The sequence below is a fragment of the Actinoplanes sp. NPDC026623 genome (assembly GCF_040638275.1).
Classification (GTDB): domain Bacteria; phylum Actinomycetota; class Actinomycetes; order Mycobacteriales; family Micromonosporaceae; genus Actinoplanes.
On record NZ_JBEZXZ010000061.1, the window covers coordinates 17,507 to 42,800 of the forward strand.

The window sequence follows — 25,294 nt, forward strand, 5'->3', positions numbered from 1 at the left end:
GTGGAGAGCCAGGTCGGGATCGCGGACGGGGTCTTCGCCGCCGGGCTCGCGGCGCGGGCCGGGCAGGTCGTCGATGTCGGGCGTACCCGGGAATTTTTGGCGGGGGTGCCCGTCGAGGCGCTGGAGCGGCCCGACCTGGCCGACCTGCTGCGGCGGTTGGGGATCAAGAGTCTGGGGGACTTCGCGGCGCTGCCGGCTTCCGATGTGCTGACGCGCTTCGGGTTCGACGGGGCGCTCGCGCATCGGCTGGCCGCGGGGCTCGACTACCGGCCGCTGGCCGTGCGGCGGCCGCCACCGGATCTGGATGTCTGCGACACCTACGACGAGCCGCTGGAACGGGTCGACGTCGCGGCCTTCGCCGGTCGCGTGCTGGCGGATCGGCTGCACGACCAGCTTGCCGCGCACGGGCTCGCCTGCACGCGGCTCGGCATCGAGGCGGTCACCGCCGACGGGCAGGAACTGCACCGGGTCTGGCGGCACGACGGCACGCTCACGGCCGCGGCCATCGCCGAACGCGTACGGTGGCAGCTCGACGGCTGGCTCACCGGCGCCCGGCGCGGCGTGGTCAACCGGCCCACCGCGGGACTGGTCCGGCTGAGGCTCGTACCCGAAGGGGTTCTTGTCCACCTCGGGCTGCAGCCTGGCCTCTGGGGTGACGCGGGTTCCGAACGGGAACGAGCCCATCGCGCCCTGAGCCGGATTCAGGGCCTGCTCGGCCCGGAGGCTGTGGTCACGGCCGTGCTCGGCGGCGGGCGGTCCGCGGACGACCAGGTTCGTTTGGTGCCCTGGGGCGACGAGCGCGCGCCCGCCCGGCCCGGCGGTGACCCGGCTACGCCGTTGCCGGAACCCGATGCGGTCGCCGTTTCGCCGGCCGCGCCTCCCGCTCTCGTCGCGCTGACATCCGCCCCGCCGCCGGGCGAAGGCTCCGCCCCGCCGCCGGTTGAGGGCTCTGTCTCGCGGTCGATTGGGGGTTCTGTTTCGCTGCCGGTTGGAGGGTCCGTCTCGCCGCCGGTTGAGGGCTCCGTCTTACCGATGGGTGAGGACTCTGCTCGGTTGTCGGTGAGGGCTTCTGCCGTGCCGGCGGTTGGAGATTTCGCTCCATCGGCGGTTGGAGACGGCGAGCGAGGGACGGCAGAGAAGGCGCGGCGAGCGCTGAAGGTGGTGCCCGATGCCGTCCCGCTGAAGATCCCGCGTGATGTCGAAGAGGTGGGCGCGGACCCGGCAGATGCGGAACAGGACTCACAGGAACGGGACTCGCAGGAACAGGGCACGCGGGAACAGGGCATGCGGGAACAGGGCATGCGGGAACAGGGCACGCGGGAACAGGGCACGCGGGAACAGGGCTCGGTTTCGCTGAAGGACAGCGGGCCGCCCGACGCACCGCTGGCCCTGACGCGCAAGGCGGCGGAAAAGAGCGTGGCCCAAGCGGAGGCAAAAGCGGTCAAGGCAGGGGCGGTCCAGGTGGGGGCGGCTCGGACGGGGATGGCCCAGGCGAGGGCGGTCCGGGTAGGGGCGGTCCAGGCGGAGGCGGCTCGGGTGGAGGCGGCTCGGGTGGAGGCGGCTCGGGTGGGGGTGGATTGGGGAGATGCTGGTCGGGTGGGGGTGGGACGAGACAGAGGGGCGGGGAGGGGCCGGGGCGTCAAGCGGCCCGTGCCGCTGCCGCCATGGCCCGGCCGGCTGCCTCGTCCCGCGCCCGCTCTGGTCCTTCCGCAGGCGCTGCCCGCCGTGGTGCTGGATGCCGATGGGCAGCCGGTCGGGGTCAGCGCCCGGCTCGAGCTCTCCGGTGACCCCGCCTTCCTTCTGATCGAAAACGGGGGGCCGATCAAGAACGGTGGTCTGGTCGGAAACGGCGGGCGGGTGGAGATCACCGGGTGGGCCGGTCCGTGGCCGGTCGACGAGCGTTGGTGGGCGCCCGCCGAGGCCCGGCGCCGGGCCCGTTTCCAGATCGCCGTTGCCGATGGCCGGGCGTTTCTGCTCTCCCTGGTCTCCGGGCACTGGGCCGTGGAGGCCATCTATGACTAGCGCGGTGACCGGCAACCTTCACCGGGCCGGCGCCGGCGACACGTCGCGGCCTCTCCGCCCATATCTCGGGCACGGCTCCCGCACAGCGAACATCCATCCCTCACCGTGGTCAGGTTCTCAGCCTCTGAACACGGCCACCACCATCCGGACTTGTGGCGATGAGTTTTCATAATCCGCCGAGGCCGTGGTCCGCGCTCGAGGGCACGCTCTCCGGCAAGCGGCATCTGCACGTCGTCGACCCGCTCGCCGTCGATGCGGATGGTGGGGATTCGCCCGCCTGGAGCCGGAAGCGGCAGCCCTATCGGGCGCCCGCCCTGGTCCGGAACCCGAGCCCGGACAAATACGCGGAGCTGCACTGCCACACCAACTTCAGTTTCCTGGACGGGGCCAGCCATCCGGAGGAGCTTGCCGAGGAGGCCGCCCGGCTCGGGCTCACCGGGCTCGCGGTCACCGATCATGACGGCTTCTACGGGGTGGTGCGGTTTTCGCAGGCCGCGCGGGAGCTCGGTCTGCCCACCATTTTCGGATCCGAGCTCTCACTTGATCTTTCTAAGCCGCAGAACGGCGAGGCGGATCCCGAGGGCCGGCACCTGCTGGCCCTCGCGCACGGTCCCGAGGGGTACGCCCGCCTCGCGCGCACCATCTCCCGCGGTCAGCTCGACGGCGCGGAGAAGGGCAAGCCGGCGTACGGGGATCTGGAGGACGTCGCCGCGGTCCTGCGTGATCATGTGCTGGTGCTCACCGGGTGCCGCAAGGGCAGCGTTCCCCGGGCGCTTGCGCGGGGCGGTGCCCGGGAGGCGGCGTACGAGTTGGATCGGCTTGTCGATCTTTTCGGCCGCAGCAATGTCGCGGTGGAGCTGACCGATCATGGGGATCCCTACGACGACGACCGGAACGATGTCCTCCATGAGCTGGCGCTCGGCCGGCGGCTGGAGATCGTCGCCACCAACAATGTGCATTATGCGACCCCGGCCCGGCGCCGGCTGGCCACCGCGCTCGCGGCGGTCCGGGCGCGGCGCAGCCTGGACGAGATGGACGGGTGGCTGCCCGCGGCCGGCACCGCCCATCTGCGCAGCGGCGCCGAGATGAAGCGGCGGTTCGCGGCCTATCCCGGTGCGGTCGAGAATGCCGCGATGTTCGGCGAGGATCTCGCCTTCGACCTCAACCTGGTCGCGCCGAAGCTGCCCGATTTTCCGATCCCCGAGGCCGGGCACAGCGAGATGAGCTGGCTGCGGGAGCTGACCATGCGCGGCGCGCGGGAGCGGTACGGGCCGCCGCAGGCCCATCCGAAGGCGTACGCGCAGATCGAGCACGAGTTGCGGATGATCGAGGAGCTCGATTTTCCCGGCTACTTCCTGGTCGTCTTCGACATCGTGCGGTTCTGCCGCGAGCAGAACATCTACTGCCAGGGCCGGGGCTCGGCCGCCAACTCGGCGGTCTGCTACGCGCTGCGGATCACCAATGTGGACGCGGTCGAGTACGACCTGCTCTTCGAGCGGTTCCTCGCGCCCGAACGGGACGGGCCGCCCGACATCGACGTGGACATCGAGTCGGACCGCCGCGAGGAGGTCATCCAGTACGTCTACCGCCAGTACGGGCGGGAGCACACCGCGCAGGTGGCCAACGTCATCTCCTACCGGCCGCGTTCCGCCGTACGGGACATGGCCAAGGCCTTCGGGTTCTCGCCCGGCCAGCAGGATGCGTGGAGCAAGCAGATCGACCGGTGGGGCAGCGTCGCGTCGGTCGACGTGGACGAGGTTCCGGAGCAGGTTCTCGCGTTCGCCAACGAGGTGCAGAGCTTTCCGCGGCATCTCGGCATCCACTCCGGCGGCATGGTCATCTGCGATCGGCCGATCATCGAGGTGTGCCCGGTCGAGTGGGGGCGGATGCCGGGGCGCACGGTGTTGCAGTGGGACAAGGACGACTGCGCGGCGATCGAGCTGGTCAAGTTCGACCTGCTGGGGCTGGGGATGCTGTCGGCGTTGCACTACGCGTACGACATGATCGAGTCCGACCTGGACATCGGCGCCATGCGGTTGGACGACGACGAGGTCTACCGGATGTTGTGCCGGGCCGACTCCGTCGGGGTCTTCCAGGTGGAGAGCCGCGCGCAGATGGCCACGCTGCCCCGGCTCAAACCGGACAAATTCTATGACCTGGTGGTGGAGGTCGCCCTGATCCGCCCCGGGCCGATCCAGGGCGGGTCGGTGCACCCGTACATCAGGCGGAAGAACGGGCTCGAGGAGCCGACCGTGCCGCACCCGCTCATGGCCAACGCGCTGGCCAAGACCCTCGGGGTGCCGCTGTTCCAGGAACAGCTCATGCAGTTGGCGATCGACGTCGCCGGCTTCGACCCGTCCGAGGCCGACCAGTTGCGCCGGGCGATGGGCTCCAAGCGGTCCGTGGAGAAGATGGAGCGGATCAAGGCCCGGCTCTACGAGGGCATGGCCGGGCGCGGGATCACCGGGGAGCTCGCCGATGACCTGTTCGTGAAGCTGTCCGCGTTCGCCAGTTACGGCTTCCCGGAGAGCCACGCGATGAGCTTCGCGTACCTGGTCTACGCCAGTGCCTGGCTCAAGCGGTACCACCCGGCGGCCTTCTGCGCCGCGCTGCTCAACGCGCAGCCGATGGGCTTCTACTCGCCGCAGTCGCTGGTGGACGACGCGCGCCGGCACGGGGTCGAGGTGCGCCGGCCGGACATCAACCTGAGCGACGCCGCGGCGGTCCTGGAGTCGACGCCGCGGACCCGGTGGTGCAGCGAACGCGGCGAGCCGCCGCACGCCTGGGGGCTCGGCGGTCCGGCCGTACGGATGGGGCTGGCCGGTGTCCGCACCGTCGGGGACGACCTTGCCAAGGTCATCGAGGACGAGCGGCGCGCGCACGGCCCGTACCGGGACATGGCGGATCTCGCGCGCCGGGCCGGATGCTCGACCGCCCACCTGGAGGCCCTCGCGACCGCCGATGCCTTTGCGGGTTTCGGGCTCTCCCGGCGCGAGGCGCTGTGGGCGGCCGGGGCCGCCGCGCAGGACCGGCCGGACCGCCTTCCGGGCACGGTCACCGGCACCGAGGCGCCCACCCTGCCCGGCATGGCCGACGTGGACAAGCTTGTCGCGGACGTCTGGGCGACCGGGCTGTCCCCGGACGCGCACCCGGCGCAGTTCATCCGGGCCGAGCTCGAGCGCTGTGGCGCGCTGCCGATCGCACGGCTGGGCCGGGTCGAGGCCGGCACCCGGATCCGGGTCGGCGGGATCGTCACCCACCGGCAGCGGCCGGCGACCGCGGGCGGGGTCACCTTCATCAACCTCGAGGACGAGACGGGGATGCTCAACGTCACCTGCTCGCCCGGCCTGTGGCAGCGGTACCGGCGGGTGGCCCGGAACAGCGCGGCGCTGATCGTGCGGGGGCGGCTGGAGAAGTCCGAGGGGGTGCTCAATCTGGTGGCGGACCGGCTGGAGGGTGTCACCCCGCCGATCAGCCCGGCGTCCCGGGATTTCCGCTGAGGGGGACTATATTTCCTATTCTGCGTGTCTAGCGCCTTTTGTGGCTTAAACCGGGGGAGCTCATCATGATCCGCGCCGTCGTCGGCCTGGCAGCCGCCGCAGTCCTGCTCGTGGCCGATCCCGCCGCGGCTTCCGCGATCGGCGGCGGGGCCGCCGCCGGGGCCGGGAGCCCGAGCCCGGCAGCGATCAGCGCGGCGGCCGGCACGGCGGCGGCCGGGGAGAAGGCTGTGGCGGGGAGGACCGAGTTGACCGTGAGTTACCTGGCCGACCAGGGACCCTCGAGGGCTGTCGTGCTGCGCTGCCACCCGACCGGCGGCACCCACCCGAAGAGGGTCAAGGCCTGCCGGCTCCTCACGAAGATCAACGGCGATCCGGACCTGCTCGAGCCCGCCCCGCTGATGTGCACGCTCGAGTACGCGCCCGTCACCGCCCTGATCGCGGGCAGCTGGAAGGGCCGCAACGTCGACTGGTCGCGGCGGTTCGGCAACCGCTGCGAGATGCGGCGGACGACCGGCGTGCTCATGGAGTTCTGAGCGAAGGGGTGGCCGGCCGTGGCTCGCCGCCCCGCAGCCGCACGTGGCCGATACGCTGCCCAGGTGGACACCGCATCGACGCGTACCCCCCGATCGCCCGTCACCGTGCGCACCGCCGCCGTCTGGGCGGTGCTGCGCCGCGAACTCGAGCGCAGCGCCGGCCGCACGCTGACCGTGCTCGACGTCGGCGGCGGGACGGGCGGGTTCGCCGTACCGCTTGCCGAGGCGGGGCACCAGGTCACCGTCGTGGACGCCAGCCCCGACGCGCTGGCCGCGCTGACCCGCCGCGCCGCCGACGCGGGCGTGGCCGACCGGGTCCGCGCGGTGCAGGGCGACGGCGACGCGCTCGCCGGCCTGGTCGCGCCGGCCAGCGCCGACCTGATCCTGTGCCACGCGGTGCTCGAGGTCGTCGACGACCCGCCCAAGGTGGTCGCCGCCATCGCCGCCGCCCTGCGCCCGGGCGGCGCGCTCAGCCTGCTCGTCGCCGGGCGGGCCGCCGCGGTGCTGGGCCGCGCGGTCAACGGCCACCTCGGCGTGGCGTCGGCGCTGTTCAACGACGCGGACGGCCGCGCGGGCACCCGGGACACCCTGCGCCGGCGCTACGACGCGGAGACCGCGTCGGCGCTGCTCGCCGGGGCCGGCCTCACCGTCGAGGAGGTGCACGGGGTGCGCGTGCTGGCCGACCTCGTGCCGGCGGCGGTCGTGGAGGCCGACCCGCAGGCGATGCTCAACCTCGAACTGGCGCTCTCGGCACAGCCACCGTTCCGCGACATCGCCTCCCAGCTGCACCTCTTCGCGCGGCGCCCGTGACCGATCTGCTGCCGCCGGAGGCGTTCGAGCCGGTGCGCCCGGCGTACGGGGTCGGCAGCCTCGCCGAGCTGATGCCCAGCGTGAGCGCGCTGCTCGGGGTGCCGGGCACGACGGACGTGCTGGGACTGGGCGCCGAGCTCGAGGGCGTCGACCGGATCGCGGTGCTGATGGTCGACGGGCTGGGCCGCTTTCAGCTGCCGGTCGCGGCGGCGTACGCCCCGATCCTGGCGGAGCTGCCGGGCCGGAACCTGACCGCGGGCTTTCCCTCCACGACCCCGGCCAGCCTGGTCACGATCGGCACCGGAGCGCCGCCGGGGGCACACGGGATCCTGGGCTTCACCCTGCGGATGCCGGACGGCGGCATCCTCAACCACATCAAATGGGGCACGGACCCGGACCCGGCGCAGTGGCAGCCGGTGCCGACCCGCTTCGAGCGGGCGGCCGCGGCCGGCGTGAGCGTCACGCAGGTGACCCGCCCGGAATTCGAGGGTACGGGCCTGACGGTGGCGGCGAATCGGGGCGCCGCGTTCGTCGGCGGGGCGAATCCGGGGGCGCTGGCGGCGGGCATGCTGGCGGCGCTGTCCCGGCCCGGGCTCGTCTACGGCTACCACCCGGACCTGGATCATCAGGGACACGCGGCGGGGGTGGATTCGCCGCCGTGGCGCACGGCGGCGGAGGAGGTCGGCCGGCTGGTCTCCCGCCTGGTCGACGGGCTGCCGGCCCGGGCCGCGCTGCTGGTCACGGCCGACCACGGGCAGCTCAACGTGCCCCTCGAGGGCCGCCTCGACCTGGACCGGGACCCGGCGCTCGCGGCCGGGATCGTCGCGGTCTCGGGCGAGCCCCGGGTCCGCTACCTGTACGTGGCGGACGGCGCGCGCGACGACGTCATCGCGGCGTGGCGGGGGGTGCTGGGATCGTCGGCCTGGGTGCTGCCGCGCGAGGAGGCGGTCGCCGAGGGCTGGTTCGGGCCGGTGTCCCCGGCACACCTGGACCGGATCGGCGACGTCGTGGTGATCTGCCAGGGGCGGACCGTGGTGCTGGCGAGCGGGCGGGAGCCGCCCGCGGTGGGCAGGCTGATCGCCTACCACGGGTCGGCGACCGCGGCCGAGATGACGGTTCCGCTGCTGATCGCCCGCTGAGCTCCGGATCTTGTCGTACCCGCCGGATAGCGTGCGGGTCGTGGGACGAAGTCAGGCCATCGGCCGGGGGCACGATCCGCGGTTCGGCCCGGAGGCCGACGACGCGGGATGCACCATCCTGCACGTCGACATGGACGCGTTCTTCGCCGCCGTCTCGGTCCGCAGCCGCCCCGAGCTGCGCGGCAAGCCGGTGGTGGTCGGCGGCGTCGGCCCGCGCGGCGTGGTCAGCTCGGCCAGCTACGAGGCGCGGCGCTACGGGGTCCGCAGCGCGATGCCGACCGCGCGCGCCCGCGCGCTCTGCCCGCACGCGGTGTTCCTGCCGCCCGACTTCGCCGAATATTCGGCCGCCTCCGCCGCGGTCATGCGGATCTTCCGGGACGTGACCCCGCTGGTCGAGCCGCTCTCCCTCGACGAGGCGTTCCTCGACGTGGCCGGCGCGCAGCGGCTGCTCGGCCGCCCCGCGGTGATCGCCCGCGACATCCGCGCGCGGGTCGCCGCCGAGCAGGAGCTGACCTGCTCGGTCGGGGTCGCGCAGAGCAAATTCGTGGCCAAGCTCGGCTCCACCCGCGCCAAGCCCGACGGCGTGATCATCGTCCCGGCCGGCCAGGTGCTCGACTTTCTGCACCCGCTGCCCGTCGACGCGCTGTGGGGCGTGGGGGAGCGGGCCGCCGAGACGCTGCACCGGCTCGGCCTGATGACGGTCGGCGACCTGGCCGCCGCGCCGCGCCCGATGCTGCGCGCCGCGCTCGGCGAGTCGTCCGCCGCCCACCTGCACGAGCTCGCCTGGGGCCGAGACCCCCGGCGGGTCGTGACCGAGCAGGCGGAGAAGTCGATCGGCGCCGAGATGACCTACGACACCGACGTCACCGAGCCGGCCACGATCCGCCGCAGCCTGCTCGCCCTCGCCGACAAGGTCGGAGCCCGGCTCCGGGCCGGCGGCCACGTCGGTCGCACGGTCACGATCAAGATCAGGATGGCGGACTTCCGGACGGTCAACCGGTCGCGCACGATGCAGACGAGCACCGATGTGGCACGGGAGATTTTCGGGACCGCCTGGGCGTTGTTCGAGGCGCTCCGCCCGGCCGAATCCATCCGTCTCGTCGGCGTCCGGGTCGACGGGCTGTCCCCGGCGGCGGGCGCATCCCGCCAGCTCAGCCTGGGTGAGCCCGATCGCGGCTGGCGCGAGGCCGAGGCCGCGACGGACGCCGCGGCGGCCCGCTTCGGACGCTCCATCGTCGGACCGGCCAGTCTTTTGGGACAAACCGATCGACGCCGAACCGAAAATCACCCGCACTCAACGGTCGTCCCGCTTTCCGACCCGCCACTGCCCTCGTAGACTGCGGTAAGACAGCCGGACGGCTGTCTCGCACCATCGGCCCGTCTGCACCACCGCCGGAGGGCCGGACATGCGCCCGGGGAGGAATGCCGTGCCGCTCTCGGAGCACGAGCAGCGGCTGTTCGATCAGATCGAGCAGTCGCTTGCCGAGGACCCCAAATTCGCTTCCGCTGTGCGGGCCAGCGACCCGCGTTTCCACGCCCGGCGCCGACTCGTCATCGCCGCGTTCGTGATCGTCGCGGGCCTCGCGCTGGTTGTCTACGGCACGGTGAGCAGCAATACGCCGCTCGGCGTGGCCGGATTCGTGGTCATGCTGGCCTCGGCAGCGTTCGCGATGCAGAGCCGCCGGAAGGGGCAGGCCCCTGACCTGCACTCCGTCGGTGGCACCGCGAGCCGCCGCACCCGGCAGACCCGGAAAGCAGGCTTCATCGATCGGCTGGAGGATCGCTGGCGTCAGCGTCCCGAGGGCCACCGCTAGCCCGGCAACCAGCGGCGACGAAATGGCGGCCACCCGGCCGCCATCGCCGTGTCCGCAAGGCTCACCACGACGATGAGCCGCCGACGATCCTGAGCGGCGTCCCGACCAGGGATGCCGCTTATTGCTATGCGCGCCGCAGGATGAAATTTGCCCCGCCCTGCATCGGGCGCCGCTGGATGTGCGACGCCGCCCGGCCGAGTGGTCGGCCGGGCGGCGTTCGGTAGGTGGTGGCGGTCAGCGGGTGCGGCCGGCCAGCAGCCGGCGGGGACTGAAGCGGACCAGCAGGTCCCGCCCCCGGCTGAACAGGCTCACCCCGCGGGCCGACAGGTCGCCGAGCCCCAGCCGCCAGCGCAGCATCACCGACGGCGGAAGCAGCAACGCGGTCAGCCGCGTTCGCCTGGTCGCCGTCTTGGCCAGGCCCTTGCGGACCTGATTCAGCGCCACCGTCAGTTCCCCGCCCTGCAGCGGCTGCCGCGCATAGCGGGCGCGTTCCTCCGCCCGCCCGAGCAGCGTCGCCGATTCGGCCGGGGAGTCGCTCAGTTCGGCCTCGCGGATCAGGCGCTGGGCGGTGTGCCGGGGGGTCTCCGTCGGATCCACCGGCACCCGGTAGTCGATCATCGTGTCGACCAGTTCGTCCCAGGCGGCGTGGGCGTCCTCGCGGGCCCGCACCGCTTCGGTGGTGACCACGATTTCGGGGGTGCCCGGTGGGGCCAGGCCCGTCGTGACCGTCGCCGACTTCGGGATCGTCGCGGAGTGCCGGCGCTTGCGGACCATGATCCGGCGCAGGGCCGGGACCGCGAGCAGGACCAGGATCAGCGCGATGAGCGTCATCGTCAGCAGGTTCGCCGAGGAAATGCCCGGCCGGGAGCCGGCGCCGGGTGAATCCTGGGCGCCGTTCTCGAAGTCCCGGTCCGGGCGGTTCGCCGCGCCCGGCGCCGCGGACGGATCCGTGCCCGGCGCCGCCGACGCCGTCGAGGATGCCGACGGGGTGACCGCGCCGTCCGTGTCGTCGGCCCAGGGCGAGCGGGCCGAGCCGACCACGGCCGAGGCCGGGGTGGCGTCGAACGGGACCCAGCCGAAGCCGTCCAGATAGACCTCGGTCCAGGCGTGGGCGTTGCGGTTCGTCAGCACCCACGCGTCGCCGTCGCGGGTGTTGCCCTTCGTGAAGCCGAAGGCCACCCGGGCGGGGACGCCCGCCTGGCGGACCATCCAGGCCATCGCCGCCGCGTACTGCTGGCAGTAGCCCGCCTTGCCGTCCAGGAACGACGCGATCGCGGACTTGCCGGGCTCCGGTTCGGTGGTCTGCAGGCTGTACGTGAAGCCGTTGTCCCGGGAGAAGTAGCGGTAGATCGCCGCGACCTTGTCGTACTCGGTGCGCTGGTTCTTGATCAGGCCGGCCACCCGCGCCGCGACCTCGGGGTCGTCCGGCACTGCGGTGAACTGGGTGCGCAGCGGGTTGTCGCGGGGCAGCGCCTCGGCCGTCTGAAGCTGGGCCGGGGTGTACTTCGCCCGGACATAGTCGAACGAGTACTTCTTGCCCCTGGTGGTGGTGCGGTTGGAGAAGACCACCTGGGTGCTCGGGTCGTACAGCCAGGCGCCGTCGAGGCCGTCGCTGCCGATGACGGTCGAGTAGACCGGCGCCAGGCTCTGGCCGAAGTCCTTCGTGATCTCCACCTCGGCGTGGTACTGGGTGTATTCGACGCCCGGGGTGGCGTTGCTCTGCCGCGGGTCTTCGAGCCCGCGCGACAGCGGCCGGCCGGTCGGCGTCCGGTTGGTGACCGCCTCGGACGTGATCACGTCGGCCACGCCGAAGCGCAGGTAGAACGGGTCGGGCTCGTTCGTGGTGACCCGGACGTAGTTGGTGACCTGTGCCTGGTTGAGCTGGCCGCTCAGCGACGCGAAGAGGTTGATCCGCCCGTTGCCGCCGGTGCCGCTGCCGCCCACGCCGCCGCTGCCCACCTGGGTGAGGCTGTTCAGCAGGCCGGTGTTGATGCCGGGCACGACCAGCGGCAGCAGCACGGCCACCGCCATCCCGATCACGGCGAGCCGGCGGCCCGCCGCCGCCAGCGGCGACGGCTCCCACACGTCGACGTCGCGGCCGTCACCGGTGAACCGCCGGCCGAAGCGGCGGACCCGGTCGACGTTGTCGGCGACGAGCAGCCAGAGGAAGCCGGTCGCGGCGACGATGAAGGTGAGCATCGGGACGCTGTCCAGGTAGACGGCGACCGGGACCGAGTAGATCGCCAGCATCGGCAGGCCGGCCAGGGCCGGCTTGCGGGCCACCGCGGCGAGCATGTCGACCGCGATGGCGACGGTGCCGATGCCGAGCACGGCGATGAAGAGCAGGCCGCTGCGGTCCGGCACCGGCACGCCGTAGGAGCGGGTGTCGTTTCCGGCCTCGCCGAAGAGCTCACCGAAGTGGATGAACGTGGCCGGCGACGGGATCAGCGACAGCAACTCGTCGCCGCTGGGGAACATCCAGGTCAGCGTCAGCAGCAGCACCCCGACCATGGACAGGGCCTGCGCCCAGGTCGGGAACCGCAGCGTACGGGTGAGCACCGCCGCGCCGGCGACGAGGCCGACCGCGAGGATGCACTGCAGCAGCCACGTCCAGGTGTCGAAGATGACCGACAGGGGTGCGGCCGCCAGCAGGGTCGCGGCCGCCGCCACCAGCCCAAGTCGTCGTCGCCCGGTCACCGCACAACCCCCGTCATCGTCCCACCGTCTCGGCCATCGCCGCCCGGTACGCGAAACCCTGCGAGCCCCGGCCGGCGGCCGGCCAGAGCGCGGCGAGGGAGTCGCCGTGCGCGACCGGCACCGAGCGCCAGCCGCTGCGGATCAGCGCCAGGGCCGAGGCGCCGTGCGCCCGGTCGGCCTCGGTGCGGTCGGTGGGCAGCATGTTCACCCAGGTGGCGCTGTCGATCGCGAACCCGATGCAGGTGGCGCCGTTGCCGCGCAGCCCGGTCAGCACCTCGGCCTCGGCGACGCTGAGCGTGCCGAACAGGCCGATGACGAGGCCGCCGTCCGAGCGCCGCCGGACCTGCTCGACCAGCACCGAGATGTCGCCGGCGGAGCTGAGCTTCACGTCGGCGAGGGTGTCCAGGATCGCGCCCTCGCCGCCGATCTCGGTGGCGTCGACGTCCACGCCGGTGCCGGTGACCAGCCGCAGCTTGTAGCCGGCCTGGCGCAGGTGCACCGCGATGCTCGCGGCCGCCGACACCGCCCACTCGAAGCTCGCGGTCGGGCCCTCGCCGCGGTGCGCGGCGAGCCGGGTGTCGAGCACGACGGTGGCGCGGCTCTCCCACGGCTGCTCCTCGCGCCGGACCATCAGCTCGCCGGTGCGCGCGGTGGAGCGCCAGTGCACCCGGCGCAGGTCGTCGCCGCGCCGGTATTCGCGGGTGGCCGCGTCGTCCTCGCCGTGCACGGCGACCGACCGGGCGCGGCTGTCGCCGGTGCCCGCGTACTCGCCGGCGAGGCGTACCGCCGGCAGCGCGACGACCTGGGGTATGACCGTGAGCCGGTCGACGCTGGGGAACGAGCGGGTCAGCTCGCACAAGCCGAACGGGTCGGTCAGCCGGATCACCAGCGGGCCGACCGGGTAGCGGCCGCGCACGTCGGCACGGACCGTGTACGCCACCGAACTGGCCTGGTGCGCGCCGAGCCGCTCGAGCACCACCCGGGGGCGGCTGCCCAGGGCGTACGGGAGCCGGTCCTCGAGCAGCAGCGTCCCGGTGGGCAGCCGGGACATGTTCTGCAGGCGCAGGATCACCCGCGCGCTGGAGCCGACCGGCGCGCGGCCCGGCTCCAGAGAGCGGGTGCATGCCAGCTTGTAGCGGCTGCGGCCGACGTACGCCGCGGCCAGCAGCGGCAGCGCCGCCAGCAGGACCGCGACGCGCAGCAGGTCCTTCTCGCCGAGGATGACGGCGGAGACCCCGGCGGCCGCGGCCGCGGCCAGGAACGAGCGGCCGCGGGTGGTCATGCCCCGCATAGCCTCCCGCATGTCACCGCCCCCGTGACTCGTACTGCCCGGTCACGCCGCCGCCCGTGCGGGTGTCGTAGGGCGAGCGGGCGCGGTCGTGCGGCAGCGGGAGCCGGTGCACGATCTCGGCCACGATGGCGTCGGTCGTGCGCCTGTTCAGCTGGGCGTCGGCGGTGGGGATGATGCGGTGCGCGAGCACCGGCACCGCGAGGGTCTGCAGGTCGTCGGGCAGGACGTAGTCGCGGCCCTCGAGGGCCGCGACGGCCTTGGCCGTGCGGATCAGCTGAAGCGTGGAGCGGGGCGAGGCGCCGAGGCGGATCTCCGGTGCCTCCCGGGTGGCCGTGACGAGCGCGATCGCGTACTGCTGGACCGCCTCGGCCGCGTGCACGTCGCGCGCGGTCGCGATGAGCCGGCGCACGAGCGCGGCGTCGGCGACGGAACGCAGGTCGTTGAGCGGGTCGTGCGCACCGTGGCCGTTGAGCATCGCCATCTCGGCCCGGGGGTCCGGGTAGCCCATCGCGATGCGGGCGGTGAAACGGTCCCGCTGCGCCTCGGGGAGGGGGTAGGTGCCCTCCATCTCGATCGGGTTCTGGGTCGCGATCACCATGAACGGCGCCTGCAGCTCGTAGGTGGTGCCGTCGACCGTGACCTGTCGCTCCTCCATGCACTCCAGGAGGGCGGACTGGGTCTTGGGCGACGCGCGGTTGATCTCGTCGCCGACGACCAGGTTGGCGAACACCGCGCCGGGCTTGAACTCGAAGTCGCGCGTCTCCTGGTTGTAGACGCTGACCCCGGTCACGTCGCTGGGCAGCAGGTCGGGGGTGAACTGGATGCGCCGCACCGAGCAGTCGATCGAGCGGGCGAGCGCCTTGGCGAGCTTGGTCTTGCCGACGCCCGGCACATCCTCGATCAGCAGGTGACCCTCGGCGAGCAGCACCGCCAGGGCCAGCCGGATCGTGGCGCTCTTGCCCTCGATGACCTGCTCGATGTTCGACGTGATGGCGCCGGTGGCGGCGAGGAACTCATCGGTCGGCAGGGGACCGCCGGGCTGGTCCCAGGTTGGCGTTGTCACGGGCCTCCTCCATGTCGTTCAAACCCCCTCCCACATGCCTTTTGTGGAAGGGAGCCGAAGGTTCGCGGGCGGCCGGCGGTCCGTGGGCCTCCGGCGCTCGCCGCCCGTTCACCACAGATTAGCCCGGTCGATGCAACCTGCCGAGTGGGGCACTAGCGCTCATCACGACACGTGGTCAACTAGACACGCATATCGGATGGATTACGAATCGTCATGGGTGATACCGGTCGTCGGCGTCGTATCGGGCCCGGTATTATGCACGGATGGCTCGGTCTTTCCTGCTTCTTAGCCGGCCGTGCTGATCTCCTAGCAGAGAACAGCGCGGCGCCCCCTCCTGCGAGAGGGGCTTTTTTGTGTCCTGAAGCAGGTGACCCTGTCGACTGACCTCGAAAGAACGAGATGGTGACGATGAGCGAGCCCGAGACCAACGCGGATGTCCCGCCGTTCCGCTACACGGCGGCGATGGCCGCGGAGATCGAGCCACGCTGGCAGAGCTACTGGGCCGACAACGGCACGTTCTTCGCGCCGAACCCGGCCGGTGAGCTGGCCGACGCCGCGCACCCGCGCGCCGGCGCGCCGAAGCTGCACGTGCAGGACATGTTCCCGTACCCGTCGGGTTCCGGACTGCACGTCGGGCACCCGCTGGGCTACATCGGCACGGACTCCTACACCCGCTACAAGCGGATGGCGGGCTACAACGTCCTGCACCCGATGGGCTTCGACGCGTTCGGCCTGCCCGCCGAGCAGTACGCGGTGCAGACCGGCACCCACCCGCGGACCACGACCGAGGCGAACGTCGAGCGCTACCGCGGCCAGCTGCGCCGGCTGGGCCTGGCCTACGACGACCGCCGCTCCTTCTCCACCACGGACCCGGAGTACTACCGGTGGACCCAGTGGATCTTCCTGCAGGTGTTCAACTCGTGGTTCGACCCGTCGCTGCGCAAGGCGCGCCCGATCGCCACGCTGGTCGACCAGTTCGTCGCGGGCGAGCGGAAGGCCGGCGACCGGCCGTGGGCCGAGCTGTCGGCCGCCGAACGGCGCGCGGTGATCAACGACTACCGGCTGGCCTACATCAGCGAGGCGCCGGTCAACTGGTGCCCGGGCCTGGGCACGGTGCTGGCGAACGAGGAGGTCACCCCCGACGGGCGCAGCGAGCGGGGCAACTTCCCGGTGTTCCAGCGCAGCCTGAAGCAGTGGAAGATGCGCATCACCGCGTACGGCGACCGCCTGGTCGAGGACCTGGACGTCCTGGAATGGCCCGAGCCGGTCAAGATGATGCAGCGCAACTGGATCGGGCGCTCGCGCGGCGCGCACGTCGACTTCAAGGTCGGCGGCGCCGTGATCTCGGTCTTCACCACCCGGCCCGACACCCTGTTCGGCGCGACCTACATGGTGCTGGCGCCCGAGCACGACCTGGTCGACTCGCTGATCCCGGCCGCCTGGCCCGAGGGCACGAAGGACGTCTGGACCGGCGGGCACGCCACGCCCGAGGCGGCCGTCGCCGCGTACCGGGCCGACGCCGCCGCCAAGACGGAGCAGGAGCGCACCGCCGACGCCAAGGTCAAGACGGGCGTCTTCACCGGCGCCTACGCGACCAACCCGGTCAACGGCGCGCGCGTGCCGGTGTTCATCGCCGACTACGTGCTGGCCGGCTACGGCACCGGCGCGATCATGGCGGTGCCCGGCCAGGACGAGCGGGACTGGACCTTCGCCGAGGTCTTCGACCTGCCGATCATCCGTACGGTCGAGGCGCCCGCCGATTTCGAGGGCGCCTTCACCGGCGAGGGACCGGCGATCAACAGCGACTGGCTGAACGGCATGGACGTCGTCGACGCCAAGGCCTCGATGATCTCCTGGCTGGAGCAGAAGGGCCACGGCCGCGGCGCGACGACCTACCGGCTGCGCGACTGGCTGTTCAGCCGGCAGCGCTACTGGGGCGAGCCGTTCCCGATCGTCTACGACGAGTCCGGCCTGCCGATCGCGCTGCCCGACTCGATGCTGCCGGTCGTGCTGCCCGACACGGACGACTTCTCGCCGCGCACCTTCGACCCGGACGACGCGGACACCGAGCCGGAGACCCCGCTGTCCCGCAAGAAGGACTGGGTGCAGGTCGAGCTGGACCTGGGCGACGGCCTGAAGACCTACACCCGCGAGACCAACACCATGCCGCAGTGGGCCGGCTCCTGCTGGTACGAGCTGCGCTACCTGGACCCGCACAACGACGACAAGCTGGTCGACCCGGAGAACGAGGCCTACTGGATGGGCCCGCAGGGCCCCGGCGACCCGGGCGGCGTCGACCTGTACGTCGGCGGCGTCGAGCACGCCGTCCTGCACCTGCTGTACGCGCGCTTCTGGCACAAGGTGCTGTTCGACCTGGGCCACATCTCGTCGTTCGAGCCGTTCCGCAAGCTGTTCAACCAGGGCTACATCCAGGCGTACGCGTTCCGCGACGCCCGCGGCATGATCGTGCCCGCCGACGAGGTCGTCGAGCGCGACGGCAAGTGGTTCGTGGGCGACCAGAAGGCCTTCCGCGAGTACGGCAAGATGGGCAAGGGCCTGAAGAACGTCGTCACCCCCGACGAGATGTGCGCGCAGTACGGCGCCGACACGTTCCGGGTCTACGAGATGGCGATGGGCCCGCTGGACGTCTCGCGCCCGTGGGAGACCCGCGCGGTGGTCGGCGCGCAGCGCTTCCTGCAGCGGGTCTGGCGCCTGGTCGTGGACGAGACGACCGGCGCGGTCCGGGTCACCGACGACCCGCTGGACGTCAAGACCCGGCGGATCCTGCACCGGATCATCGACGGCGTCCGCGGCGACAACGACGAGCTGCGCTTCAACACGGCGATCGCGAAGCTGATCGAGCTGACCAACGCGCTGACGCCGCTGCCGACGGCGTCGCGGGAGGCGATCGAGCCGCTGGTGCTGATGATGTCGCCGTTCGCGCCGCACCTGGCCGAGGAGCTGTGGCGCAAGCTGGGGCACGACGGCACCCTGGCCTACACGGAGTTCCCGGTGGCGGATCCCGCCATGCTGATCGCGGAGTCGATCACCTATCCGGTCCAGGTGAACGGCAAGGTCCGCGGTCGGGTCGAGGTCGCGCCCGACACGACCGAGGATTCCGTACGCGCGGCGGCGCTGGCCGAGGTCGCCGAGGTACTGGCCGGCCGGGAGCCGCGCAAGGTGATCGTGGTCAAGGGCCGGCTGGTCAGCATCGTCGTCTGACCGAGGCGTTCCGGGCGGCCCGTCGCGAACTGTTCGCGGCGGGCCGTTCCGCGTTGCCCCGGCGGCCGTGCCGCCGGGGACCGCTCGGGCGGGTCAGGCGGCGGACGCGGCCAGGGCCGCGGCGGCCGCGTCGCGACGGGCGGCCAGGCGCCAGCGCAGCACGATCGCGGTGGTCAGGCCCATGCCGATGGCGGCCGGGGCCAGCGTCAGCGGGTTCATCGAGCCCGGCGACGTGACGGCCGCGCCGATCACCGCGTACGAGACCGCGGACGGCACCGCCGCGACCGTGGTGCCGAGCAGGTAGCGGAACCGGCAGACCGACGTCGTGCCGTAGGCGTAGCCGATCAGGCCGAAGGGCGCGAGCGGCAGGAAGCGGACCAGCAGCACCGCGGCGAGGCCGCGGCGGTTCAGCCAGCCGTCGAGGCGTTCGAGCTTGCCGCCGGCCCGGGCGCCGAGCGCGCCCCGGCCGGCCCAGCGGCCCGCGTAGTAGGTGGCGATGCCGGCGATGACGGCCGCGGCCAGCGCGGTCACCGCGCCGGTCGCCGGGCCGAGCAGCGCGCCGCAGGCGAGGGTGATCGCCGTGCGGGGCACGAGCACCGAGAGCAGCAGGCCGCCGACCACGGCGATCGCCACGGCGGCCGCGGGGCCGAGGGCGACGACCGAGTCGGCGATGGCGTGCAGGGGCAGGACCGCGGCGGCGATGCCGAGCGAGGCCACGACCGTGCCGAGGATGCCGACCCGCACGAGTCGCCGGCCGAGGGGGGTTGCCGGGTGGTGCGTGCTGCCCTGAGGGTCCGTGGCGGGGGTTTCGATGCCCCGCGGGGCGATCAGGAGGTCAGTCATGCAGGCGTACCGCCCCAACTTCTCGTCGGTCCAGGACAGGTCGTGCTGGTCGGGCGTCAGTTACGGGGTCATACGGCGCCCGCTGCGGCGAGCCGCTCGCCACGAAGCCGGTCGGCCCAGGAGTCGTCGAGCGGTTGAAGACTATCCGCACCGATCGCCCAACGCAGTAGCAGATCGGCTATAGCTGGGTTGCGAGCGAGTGCCGGCCCGTGTGCGTAGGTGCCGAGGATCTTTCCGTGCCAGGCACCCTCTGTCTGGCCGTCGTTTCCGACGCCGGCGGTGACCCGGGCGAGCGGCGCGGCACCGGGGCCGAGCAGGGTCCGGCCGCCGTGGTTCTCGAAGCCGGTCAGCGGTGGCAGGCCCAGCCGAGGGTCGATGTCGCCGCGAACCTCACCGACCGCGCGGGTCTCGCCCCGGTCGGAAGTGAGGTCGAGCAGGTCCAGTCCGGCGCATTTGGCACCCTTCGCATAGAACGATCCACCGAAGAGTTGGTAACCCGCGCAGACGGCCAGCACGGCCGCGCCCTGGTGCACGGCCCGGTGCAGGCCGCCGTCGGCGATCAGCCGCTGTGCCGCGAGCGCCTGCGGCCCGTCCTCGCCGCCGCCGATCAGGTAGATGTCGGCGGTGGTGGGCAGCGCCTGGTCGGAGCGGACCTCGTAGCTCTCCACCGGGATGTTCCGCAGGGCGGCCCGGCGGCGCAGGATCAGCATGTTGCCCCGGTCGCCGTACGTCGACAGCAGGTCGGGGTAGATCCAAACGATCCGTAGCGTGCTCTCACTCATGATTCGTCCTCGGTCTTCCGCCGCGGGGCCAGCTCAGTTGACACGGTCCAACTCCGCTCGGATGTCCTGGAACGCCGTGTAGTTCGCGATCACCTCGAGGCGACCCGGCGGACTCGCCCGCACCGCCTCGTCGAAGGTATGCACGTGCCGGAAGGCCACATCGTTCACTTCCAGCCGAACCGCCAGGTCGTAGGCCCGGTCGCCGGTGATCAGGACCTGCCGCCCGCGGAGCGGGGAGAAGTCGACGTCGTAGAGCCACGAGGTGTCGAAGCCGTCGGGGTCGCGGGCGTTGATGGAGAGCAGCGTCGGCGCGACCTCGGCCATGTCGAAGGCCTCGAGCCAGCTGGCCGGGTTCTTGGCCAGCAGCAGCCGGATGTTGCGCCCGTCGCGCTCGACCTGTGCGTAGCGGCCGGCCACGGAGGCGACGCCGGCGAGCCTCGGCGTGGCTTCGATCGGCCGGACGCCGAACTCGGCCGCGACGGCCAGCGCCGTGGCCGCGTTGCCGAGGTTGACCTGGCCCGGCAGCTGCAGCTTGATCAGGTGCCAGTCGCCCCGGGGGTCGACGACGCCGTCGTCCTCGACGGTCCACTGGGCCCGCGGGCGGCGCAGCGGGCAGCCGCCGCACCACCAGTCGCCGTCGGCGCGCTCGATGGGCGAGCCGCACTGCGGGCAGACGAAGGAGTCGTCGTGCCAGCGCTGCCCGGCGCTGAACCACACGACCTGCCGGGTCTCGATCGCCGCCCAGACGACCATCGGGTCGTCGGCGTTGGCGACCACGTGCACGTCGGGGTGGGCGGCCAGCGCCGTGCGCCACATCTGCGCCATCATCGCCACCTCCTTCGCCCGGTCCAGCTGGTCGCGGGACAGATTGAGCAAGGCGACCACTCGCGGGGTGGTCTCGTCGATCACCCGGGCGAGGTAGTGCTCGTCGACCTCGAGCACCGCGAACGGGGTGGCCCCGGCCTTGGCCAGGGCGGAGGTGTGCCCGGTCGGCATGTTGGCGCCGAAGGAGTTGGTGGCGACCGGGCCGAGCACGCCGAGCGCGGCCGCGGCGAACCGGGTCGTGGTGGTCTTGCCGTTGGTGCCCGACACCAGCGCGATCGCGCGGCCCGCGGCCAGGTTCCTGAGCAGGTCAGGATCGATCTTGAGACCGATCCACCCGCCGATCACCGAGCCGTCACCGCGTCCCGCAGCCCGTGAGAGCGCCGCGGCGGTTCGCGACACGGATGTCGCGACCTTGGCCCGTAGGGGCAATTTCCCGTCCGTCACGGCGACGAGGGTACCGGAAACGGACACTACGTCGAGTGGCCCCGGGGTCCGTGGCCTGCGGTGGGTCCGGATCGGCCGAACGGATGATCTCCATTCCGCCGCTCGGTGCCGCGTTTGGGCCGGTGGGGGCGTTTAGGCCATCATTCTCCCGATCTTGACCGGGTCCATGATCCACCCGGGTACGGCTTTTTGTGTGTTGTGTTTCACCCGTAACTTTAGGCGGAGGGTAAGCGCACGATTACTGATCGTGCTGGCATTTGTCACGGCCTGGTTACAAACCGGACAGGCTCAGATGTGCCAAATACTCTGAGTAACCAACCGGGGGCCAACGGTTCCGACGGAAATCAGGTAGCAAGGTTGGGCCGGTGAGCATCCGCTCGCCGCTCGTATCGCATCGGACAACGCCGAGCCCTGCCCCGGTCCGGGCGAGACGACCACTGAGTTAGTCACCACCACAAAGGCAAACGGGGGCAGGGACGGGGGACCCAGATTCGGTCCGCCGGCGGTCACGTCGCTTCGGCGGCGCGCGCCGCCCGGACCTTGGGGTGAAGTCGCCGACGGCGACCGGGCAACCTTCCCGCCCGAACCCGACAGCTAACCTCGCAGGCGTGCCGGAGGGATATCTCTACCGTGCACGAACGCAGTTCGAGCCGGAACCGTCGCATCGGCGGAACCGGCACCATCGCACTGTCCCTGGGTCTCTGCCTCTGTGCCGGCCAGCTGGTCGCCACACCGGCGGCGTCCGCCGCTCCGGTCGTCGAGGCGGCAACGGCAACGGTGATCAAGCCCAAGATCACCAACTCCGGGACCCGCTCCATCGCGTGGGGCAAGTCGTTCCGGGTGACCGCCAAGGTGATCAACCCGAAGACCGGCAAGGTCGTCACCAAGGGCTCGATCCGGCTGCAGGCCAAGCGCAACGGCAAGTGGCGCACCTGGGTGGCCAGGAAGCTGACCACCAAGGGCACGGCGACCCTGTACGCCAAGCCCGGCCTCACCACCTCGTTCCGGACCCAGTACACCGGAGCGGCCGGTGTCCACTGGGTGAACAGCCCGGCCTTCAGGGTCACCGTGCGCAGCAGCGGCGCGAAGGTGATCGCCGAGGCCAGGAAGCACAAGGGTGCGCTCTACAAGTTCGCCGCCGCGGGTCCCAAGCGTTTCGACTGCTCGGGCTTCACCCAGTACGTCTACCGCAAGACGACGGGCAAGAAGCTTCCGCACAAGGCGAACTCGCAGCAGCGGTACGGCAAGAAGATCAGCATCGGCAAGAAGAAGGTCGGCGACCTGATCGTGTTCCGGTCGGGCTCCTACGGCACGCACGCCGGCATCTACGCGGGCAACGGCTACATGTGGGACTCGCCGCACACGGGCGCCCGGGTCGGCAAGCACAAGATCTACGGCAAGAACTACGTCGTGCGGCGCCTCGTCGCCGCCTGATGGTGAGCGTTCTCCAGCGTGGCCCGAGGCCAGGTTGAGAATCGCTCATAGGTCCACAGCGGTACGGCACTAGTAAGTACAGTGCGGCACCGGTAAGAGCGGTACGACAGATCAGTGGGGCGTGACCCGGTCCGGGTCGCGCCCCACTGTCGTGCGCGCTCCACTTTCTCCTCCACTTTGCTCCCCACCCGAGCGCCGAAGGGCAGGTCGCCCCTCCCGATCGCCCGATTTCGGGGGACTTTCATGCCCGCGTGGGCGGCATGTCGGAAAGTGGACCATGGCGCGGGCGCTGAACCCCTCCACATCGGCAACACCGTGTCTGACGTGCGGATTCATCCGCGAATCTGACTCGCAGGCCGCGCCATTCTGGTTGCGGGTGGAGGGAAGTGGAGTAGAGTGGAGCGCAGTGGCAGGGCCTGAGGAGCTGACTCCGAGGGGGTTGCCGGCCCAGACGACTGGCGGTCCGCGAAACCGCCCGGGGGCAGGGGGTTGGGCCGATGTTTCTCGGCACGCACACCCCGCGCCTCGACGACAAGGGACGGCTGATCCTCCCGGCGAAGTTCCGCGACGAGCTGGCGGGAGGTGTCGTGATCACCAAGGGGCAGGAGCGCTGTCTTTACGTCTTCCCGATGCCCGAGTTCCAGCGCATCGCGGGCCAGCTTCGCGAGGCGCCGGTCACCAACAAGGCGGCCCGGGCCTACAGCCGGGTGTTCTTCGCCAGTGCGCACGACGAGATCCCCGACAAGCAGGGCCGGGTCACCATCCCGGCCCACCTGCGGGGGTATGCGGCGCTCGACCGCGAGCTGGTCGTGATCGGCGCGAGCACGCGGGTGGAGATCTGGGACAAGCAGTCCTGGGAGCAGTACCTCTCGGCGAGCGAGGACGAGTTCGCCGACATCGAGGAGGGGGTGCTGCCCGGCGGACTGTGAGGCGTGGCACCTGTGGGCCGCCGACACGGTCCGGACGTCGCCGCTGCCGTACTGCGAGATCTCCAGCCGCTCCCGCTCCTGGCGCCTCTTCCCCGGCGCCAGGCGTGTGTCCGGTCGGGCGCGCCCGAAGGCAACGGGCACGAGCGGATGGGGATCTGGCGGTACGGACGGACGACCGGGCGCATCGGCGCCGAACGCCCCCGTCAAGGGGTGGCCGGCACTGGGTACGGCCGGGTGAGCGCGGAAAGAGCGGGCAATGGGGGTAGTCATGGGGGAGCTGCGCGGCACGCACGTGCCGGTGTTGCTCGAGCGCTGCCTTGAGCTGCTCGCCCCCGCCCTGGGCCTGCCGGGCGCGGTGCACGTCGACTTCACTCTGGGTCTCGGCGGGCACGCCGAGGCCGTGCTGGAGCGCCACCCCGACGTGGTCCTCGTCGGACTCGACCGGGACACCGAGGCGCTGACGCACTCCCGGCACCGGCTGGCGCGCTTCGGCGAGCGGGTGCACTTCGTGCACGCGGTCTACGACGAGCTGCCGGAGGTGCTGGCGGGGCTCGGCCTCGCGGCGTTCCACAGTGGGCTGTTCGATCTCGGCGTCTCCTCGCTGCAGCTCGACGAGCCGGACCGGGGCTTCGCCTATTCGCGGGACGCGCCGCTGGACATGCGGATGGACCAGTCGCGGGGCATCACCGCGGAAGAGGTCGTCAACGGTTACGAGCCCGGCGAGCTCGTCCGCATCCTGCGGGTCTACGGCGAGGAGAAGTTCGCGCCCCGCGTCGTCTCGGCGATCGTCCGCGAGCGGGCCAAGGCGCGGATCGTCTCCACGGCGTACCTGGCGGAGCTGGTCAAGGACGCCATCCCGGCGGCGGGGCGGCGTACGGGTGGAAATCCCGCGAAAAGAACGTTTCAGGCGCTGCGTATCGAGGTAAATGCGGAACTTGCCGCGGTCGAATCGGCCGTACCGGCCGCGTTGGACCTGTTGGCCCCGAAGGGGCGCCTTGTAGTGATGTCGTACCAATCTTTGGAGGACCGGATCGTCAAGCGCGCCTTCGCCGCGAGGGCGCGCAGCACCGGGCCGATCGAGTTGCCGGTCGAGCTGCCCGGCACCGGTCCCTCGATGCGGCTGCTGACCCGCGGGTCGGAGCTGCCGAGCGAGGCGGAAGTGGCGGAGAACCCGCGGGCGGCCTCGGTGAGGCTGCGCGCGGTTGAACGGATCGACCAGCACGACCAGGCATCGGGTGCCGCCCGCGAACGGCCCCGGATGTCTGCGAACGGGGGACATGGGCGGACACGCCCGGGGGCACGCCAGGAGGGGGAGGGGCATTGAGCGAGCGCATGGCTGCGCCGCGGTCGGGGGGCCGGACCGCGGGGCAGGTTGGCAAGGACCGGCGCAAGCCGGCCACCGCGACGAACAACACCACGGCGGGCGGTGGCGCCCGGGGGGCGCGTCAGCGACTGACCGGGGCCGCCACCGTGGGCAGTGCCGCCCTGAAGCTGGCGGCCGAGCAGCAGAGTGACAACGCCGCCGCGCCCCGGCTGCGGGTCGCGCCGCCGGCGCCGATCAACGCGCCCCGGGCGCCGTTCATCGCGCTCGTGGTCGCGGTCGTCGTGGCCGGGGTGATCGGCATCCTGCTGATCAACACCAAGACCGCGGAGAACGCGTTCCGCCTCGACACGCTCCAGCAGCAGCAGAAGAAGCTGGACACCCAGCAGCAGGAGCTGGAGAACGAGATCGCCGACAACAACAGCCCGGGCAGCCTCGACGCGGCCGCCCGCCGGCTGGGCCTGGTCAAGGCGCAGAACCCGGCGTACATCCGGCTGCCGGACGGCCAGATCGTCGGCGTGCCGCGACCGGCGACCGGCGACGTCGCCGTGACCGCACAGGACTCCGCGGCAACCTCGGCGACCGGGCGGTAGCGCGTGCCGCCGCGCGCCGACGACACGCCGCG

The 25,294-nt window shown here is 71.9% G+C and carries 18 protein-coding genes and 1 riboswitch; of the genes, 12 read left to right on the plus strand and 6 right to left on the minus strand.

The features are described 5' to 3' along the window. The first annotated feature begins 204 nt into the window (after positions 1-204). The 7 genes from AB0F10_RS19720 to AB0F10_RS19750 all read left to right on the plus strand — a co-directional run bounded on the left by AB0F10_RS19720 (position 205) and on the right by AB0F10_RS19750 (position 9,818). A complete protein-coding gene (locus AB0F10_RS19720; RefSeq protein WP_360626655.1) occupies positions 205-2,022 on the plus strand; it encodes a hypothetical protein in 1,818 nt (605 codons plus the stop codon). Positions 2,023-2,180: 158 nt separating this feature from the next. After that, positions 2,181-5,522: an error-prone DNA polymerase gene (locus AB0F10_RS19725; protein ID WP_360626610.1), complete on the plus strand. Its 3,342-nt coding sequence runs from the start codon at positions 2,181-2,183 to the stop codon at positions 5,520-5,522. A 65-nt stretch (positions 5,523-5,587) separates the two neighbouring features. Further along, complete coding sequence (locus tag AB0F10_RS19730) at positions 5,588-6,055, plus strand: SSI family serine proteinase inhibitor (RefSeq protein ID WP_360626613.1); 468 nt, start codon at positions 5,588-5,590, stop codon at positions 6,053-6,055. A 63-nt stretch (positions 6,056-6,118) separates the two neighbouring features. Next, entirely contained in the window at positions 6,119-6,865 is a 747-nt protein-coding gene (locus AB0F10_RS19735) for a methyltransferase domain-containing protein (RefSeq protein ID WP_360626616.1), read from the plus strand. Positions 6,866-6,936: 71 nt separating this feature from the next. After that, positions 6,937-8,004, plus strand: a complete 1,068-nt coding sequence (locus tag AB0F10_RS19740) for a nucleotide pyrophosphatase/phosphodiesterase family protein (protein WP_360626658.1) — start codon at positions 6,937-6,939, stop codon at positions 8,002-8,004. A 40-nt stretch (positions 8,005-8,044) separates the two neighbouring features. Beyond that, positions 8,045-9,340, plus strand: coding sequence for a DNA polymerase IV (locus tag AB0F10_RS19745; protein ID WP_360626619.1), 1,296 nt, complete (start codon positions 8,045-8,047; stop codon positions 9,338-9,340). Between the two features lie 91 nt (positions 9,341-9,431). Further along, positions 9,432-9,818, plus strand: a complete 387-nt coding sequence (locus tag AB0F10_RS19750) for a DUF3040 domain-containing protein (protein ID WP_360626622.1) — start codon at positions 9,432-9,434, stop codon at positions 9,816-9,818. Between the two features lie 234 nt (positions 9,819-10,052). Here AB0F10_RS19750 and AB0F10_RS19755 read toward each other — a convergent pair whose 3' ends face one another. The 3 genes from AB0F10_RS19755 to AB0F10_RS19765 are packed head-to-tail and all read right to left on the minus strand — an operon-like array spanning position 10,053 to position 14,869. Beyond that, a complete protein-coding gene (locus AB0F10_RS19755) occupies positions 10,053-12,515 on the minus strand; it encodes a DUF3488 and transglutaminase-like domain-containing protein (protein ID WP_360626625.1) in 2,463 nt (820 codons plus the stop codon). Positions 12,516-12,528: 13 nt separating this feature from the next. Beyond that, entirely contained in the window at positions 12,529-13,818 is a 1,290-nt protein-coding gene (locus tag AB0F10_RS19760) for a DUF58 domain-containing protein (RefSeq protein WP_360626628.1), read from the minus strand. Position 13,819: 1 nt separating this feature from the next. Further along, the gene (locus AB0F10_RS19765; protein ID WP_360626631.1) at positions 13,820-14,869 is read right to left on the minus strand and encodes a MoxR family ATPase; all 1,050 of its coding nucleotides are present in this window, start codon (positions 14,867-14,869) and stop codon (positions 13,820-13,822) included. 408 nt (positions 14,870-15,277) lie between these two features. Here AB0F10_RS19765 and leuS point away from each other — a divergent pair, with 408 nt between their 5' ends. After that, a complete protein-coding gene (gene leuS, locus AB0F10_RS19770) occupies positions 15,278-18,091 on the plus strand; it encodes a leucine--tRNA ligase (RefSeq protein ID WP_360626634.1) in 2,814 nt (937 codons plus the stop codon). Between the two features lie 93 nt (positions 18,092-18,184). On the opposite strand, the gene AB0F10_RS19775 is transcribed toward leuS, so the two are convergent. The 3 genes from AB0F10_RS19775 to AB0F10_RS19785 all read right to left on the minus strand — a co-directional run bounded on the left by AB0F10_RS19775 (position 18,185) and on the right by AB0F10_RS19785 (position 20,970). Beyond that, positions 18,185-18,934 (minus strand): VTT domain-containing protein, encoded by a 750-nt coding sequence (locus AB0F10_RS19775; RefSeq protein WP_360626637.1) that lies wholly within the window; start codon positions 18,932-18,934, stop codon positions 18,185-18,187. A gap of 68 nt (positions 18,935-19,002) precedes the next feature. Continuing rightward, positions 19,003-19,716 carry a glutamine amidotransferase gene (locus AB0F10_RS19780; RefSeq protein WP_360626640.1) on the minus strand — a complete coding sequence of 238 codons (714 nt, stop codon included), beginning with the start codon at positions 19,714-19,716 and terminating at the stop codon, positions 19,003-19,005. Positions 19,717-19,749: 33 nt separating this feature from the next. Further along, a complete protein-coding gene (locus AB0F10_RS19785) occupies positions 19,750-20,970 on the minus strand; it encodes a MurT ligase domain-containing protein (protein ID WP_360626661.1) in 1,221 nt (406 codons plus the stop codon). A 452-nt stretch (positions 20,971-21,422) separates the two neighbouring features. Next, positions 21,423-21,609, plus strand: a riboswitch (cyclic di-AMP (ydaO/yuaA leader). Between the two features lie 6 nt (positions 21,610-21,615). Here AB0F10_RS19785 and AB0F10_RS19790 point away from each other — a divergent pair. From AB0F10_RS19790 to AB0F10_RS19805, 4 genes are all read left to right on the plus strand, one after another. Then, positions 21,616-22,419: a C40 family peptidase gene (locus tag AB0F10_RS19790; RefSeq protein WP_360626643.1), complete on the plus strand. Its 804-nt coding sequence runs from the start codon at positions 21,616-21,618 to the stop codon at positions 22,417-22,419. Between the two features lie 497 nt (positions 22,420-22,916). Beyond that, on the plus strand, positions 22,917-23,348 hold the full coding sequence (gene mraZ, locus AB0F10_RS19795; RefSeq protein WP_360218145.1) for a division/cell wall cluster transcriptional repressor MraZ: 432 nt from the start codon (positions 22,917-22,919) through the stop codon (positions 23,346-23,348). Between the two features lie 256 nt (positions 23,349-23,604). Beyond that, the gene (rsmH, locus tag AB0F10_RS19800; protein ID WP_360626646.1) at positions 23,605-24,672 is read left to right on the plus strand and encodes a 16S rRNA (cytosine(1402)-N(4))-methyltransferase RsmH; all 1,068 of its coding nucleotides are present in this window, start codon (positions 23,605-23,607) and stop codon (positions 24,670-24,672) included. 8 nt (positions 24,673-24,680) lie between these two features. Further along, complete coding sequence (locus AB0F10_RS19805) at positions 24,681-25,262, plus strand: hypothetical protein (protein ID WP_360626649.1); 582 nt, start codon at positions 24,681-24,683, stop codon at positions 25,260-25,262. Positions 25,263-25,294: the final 32 nt, after the last annotated feature.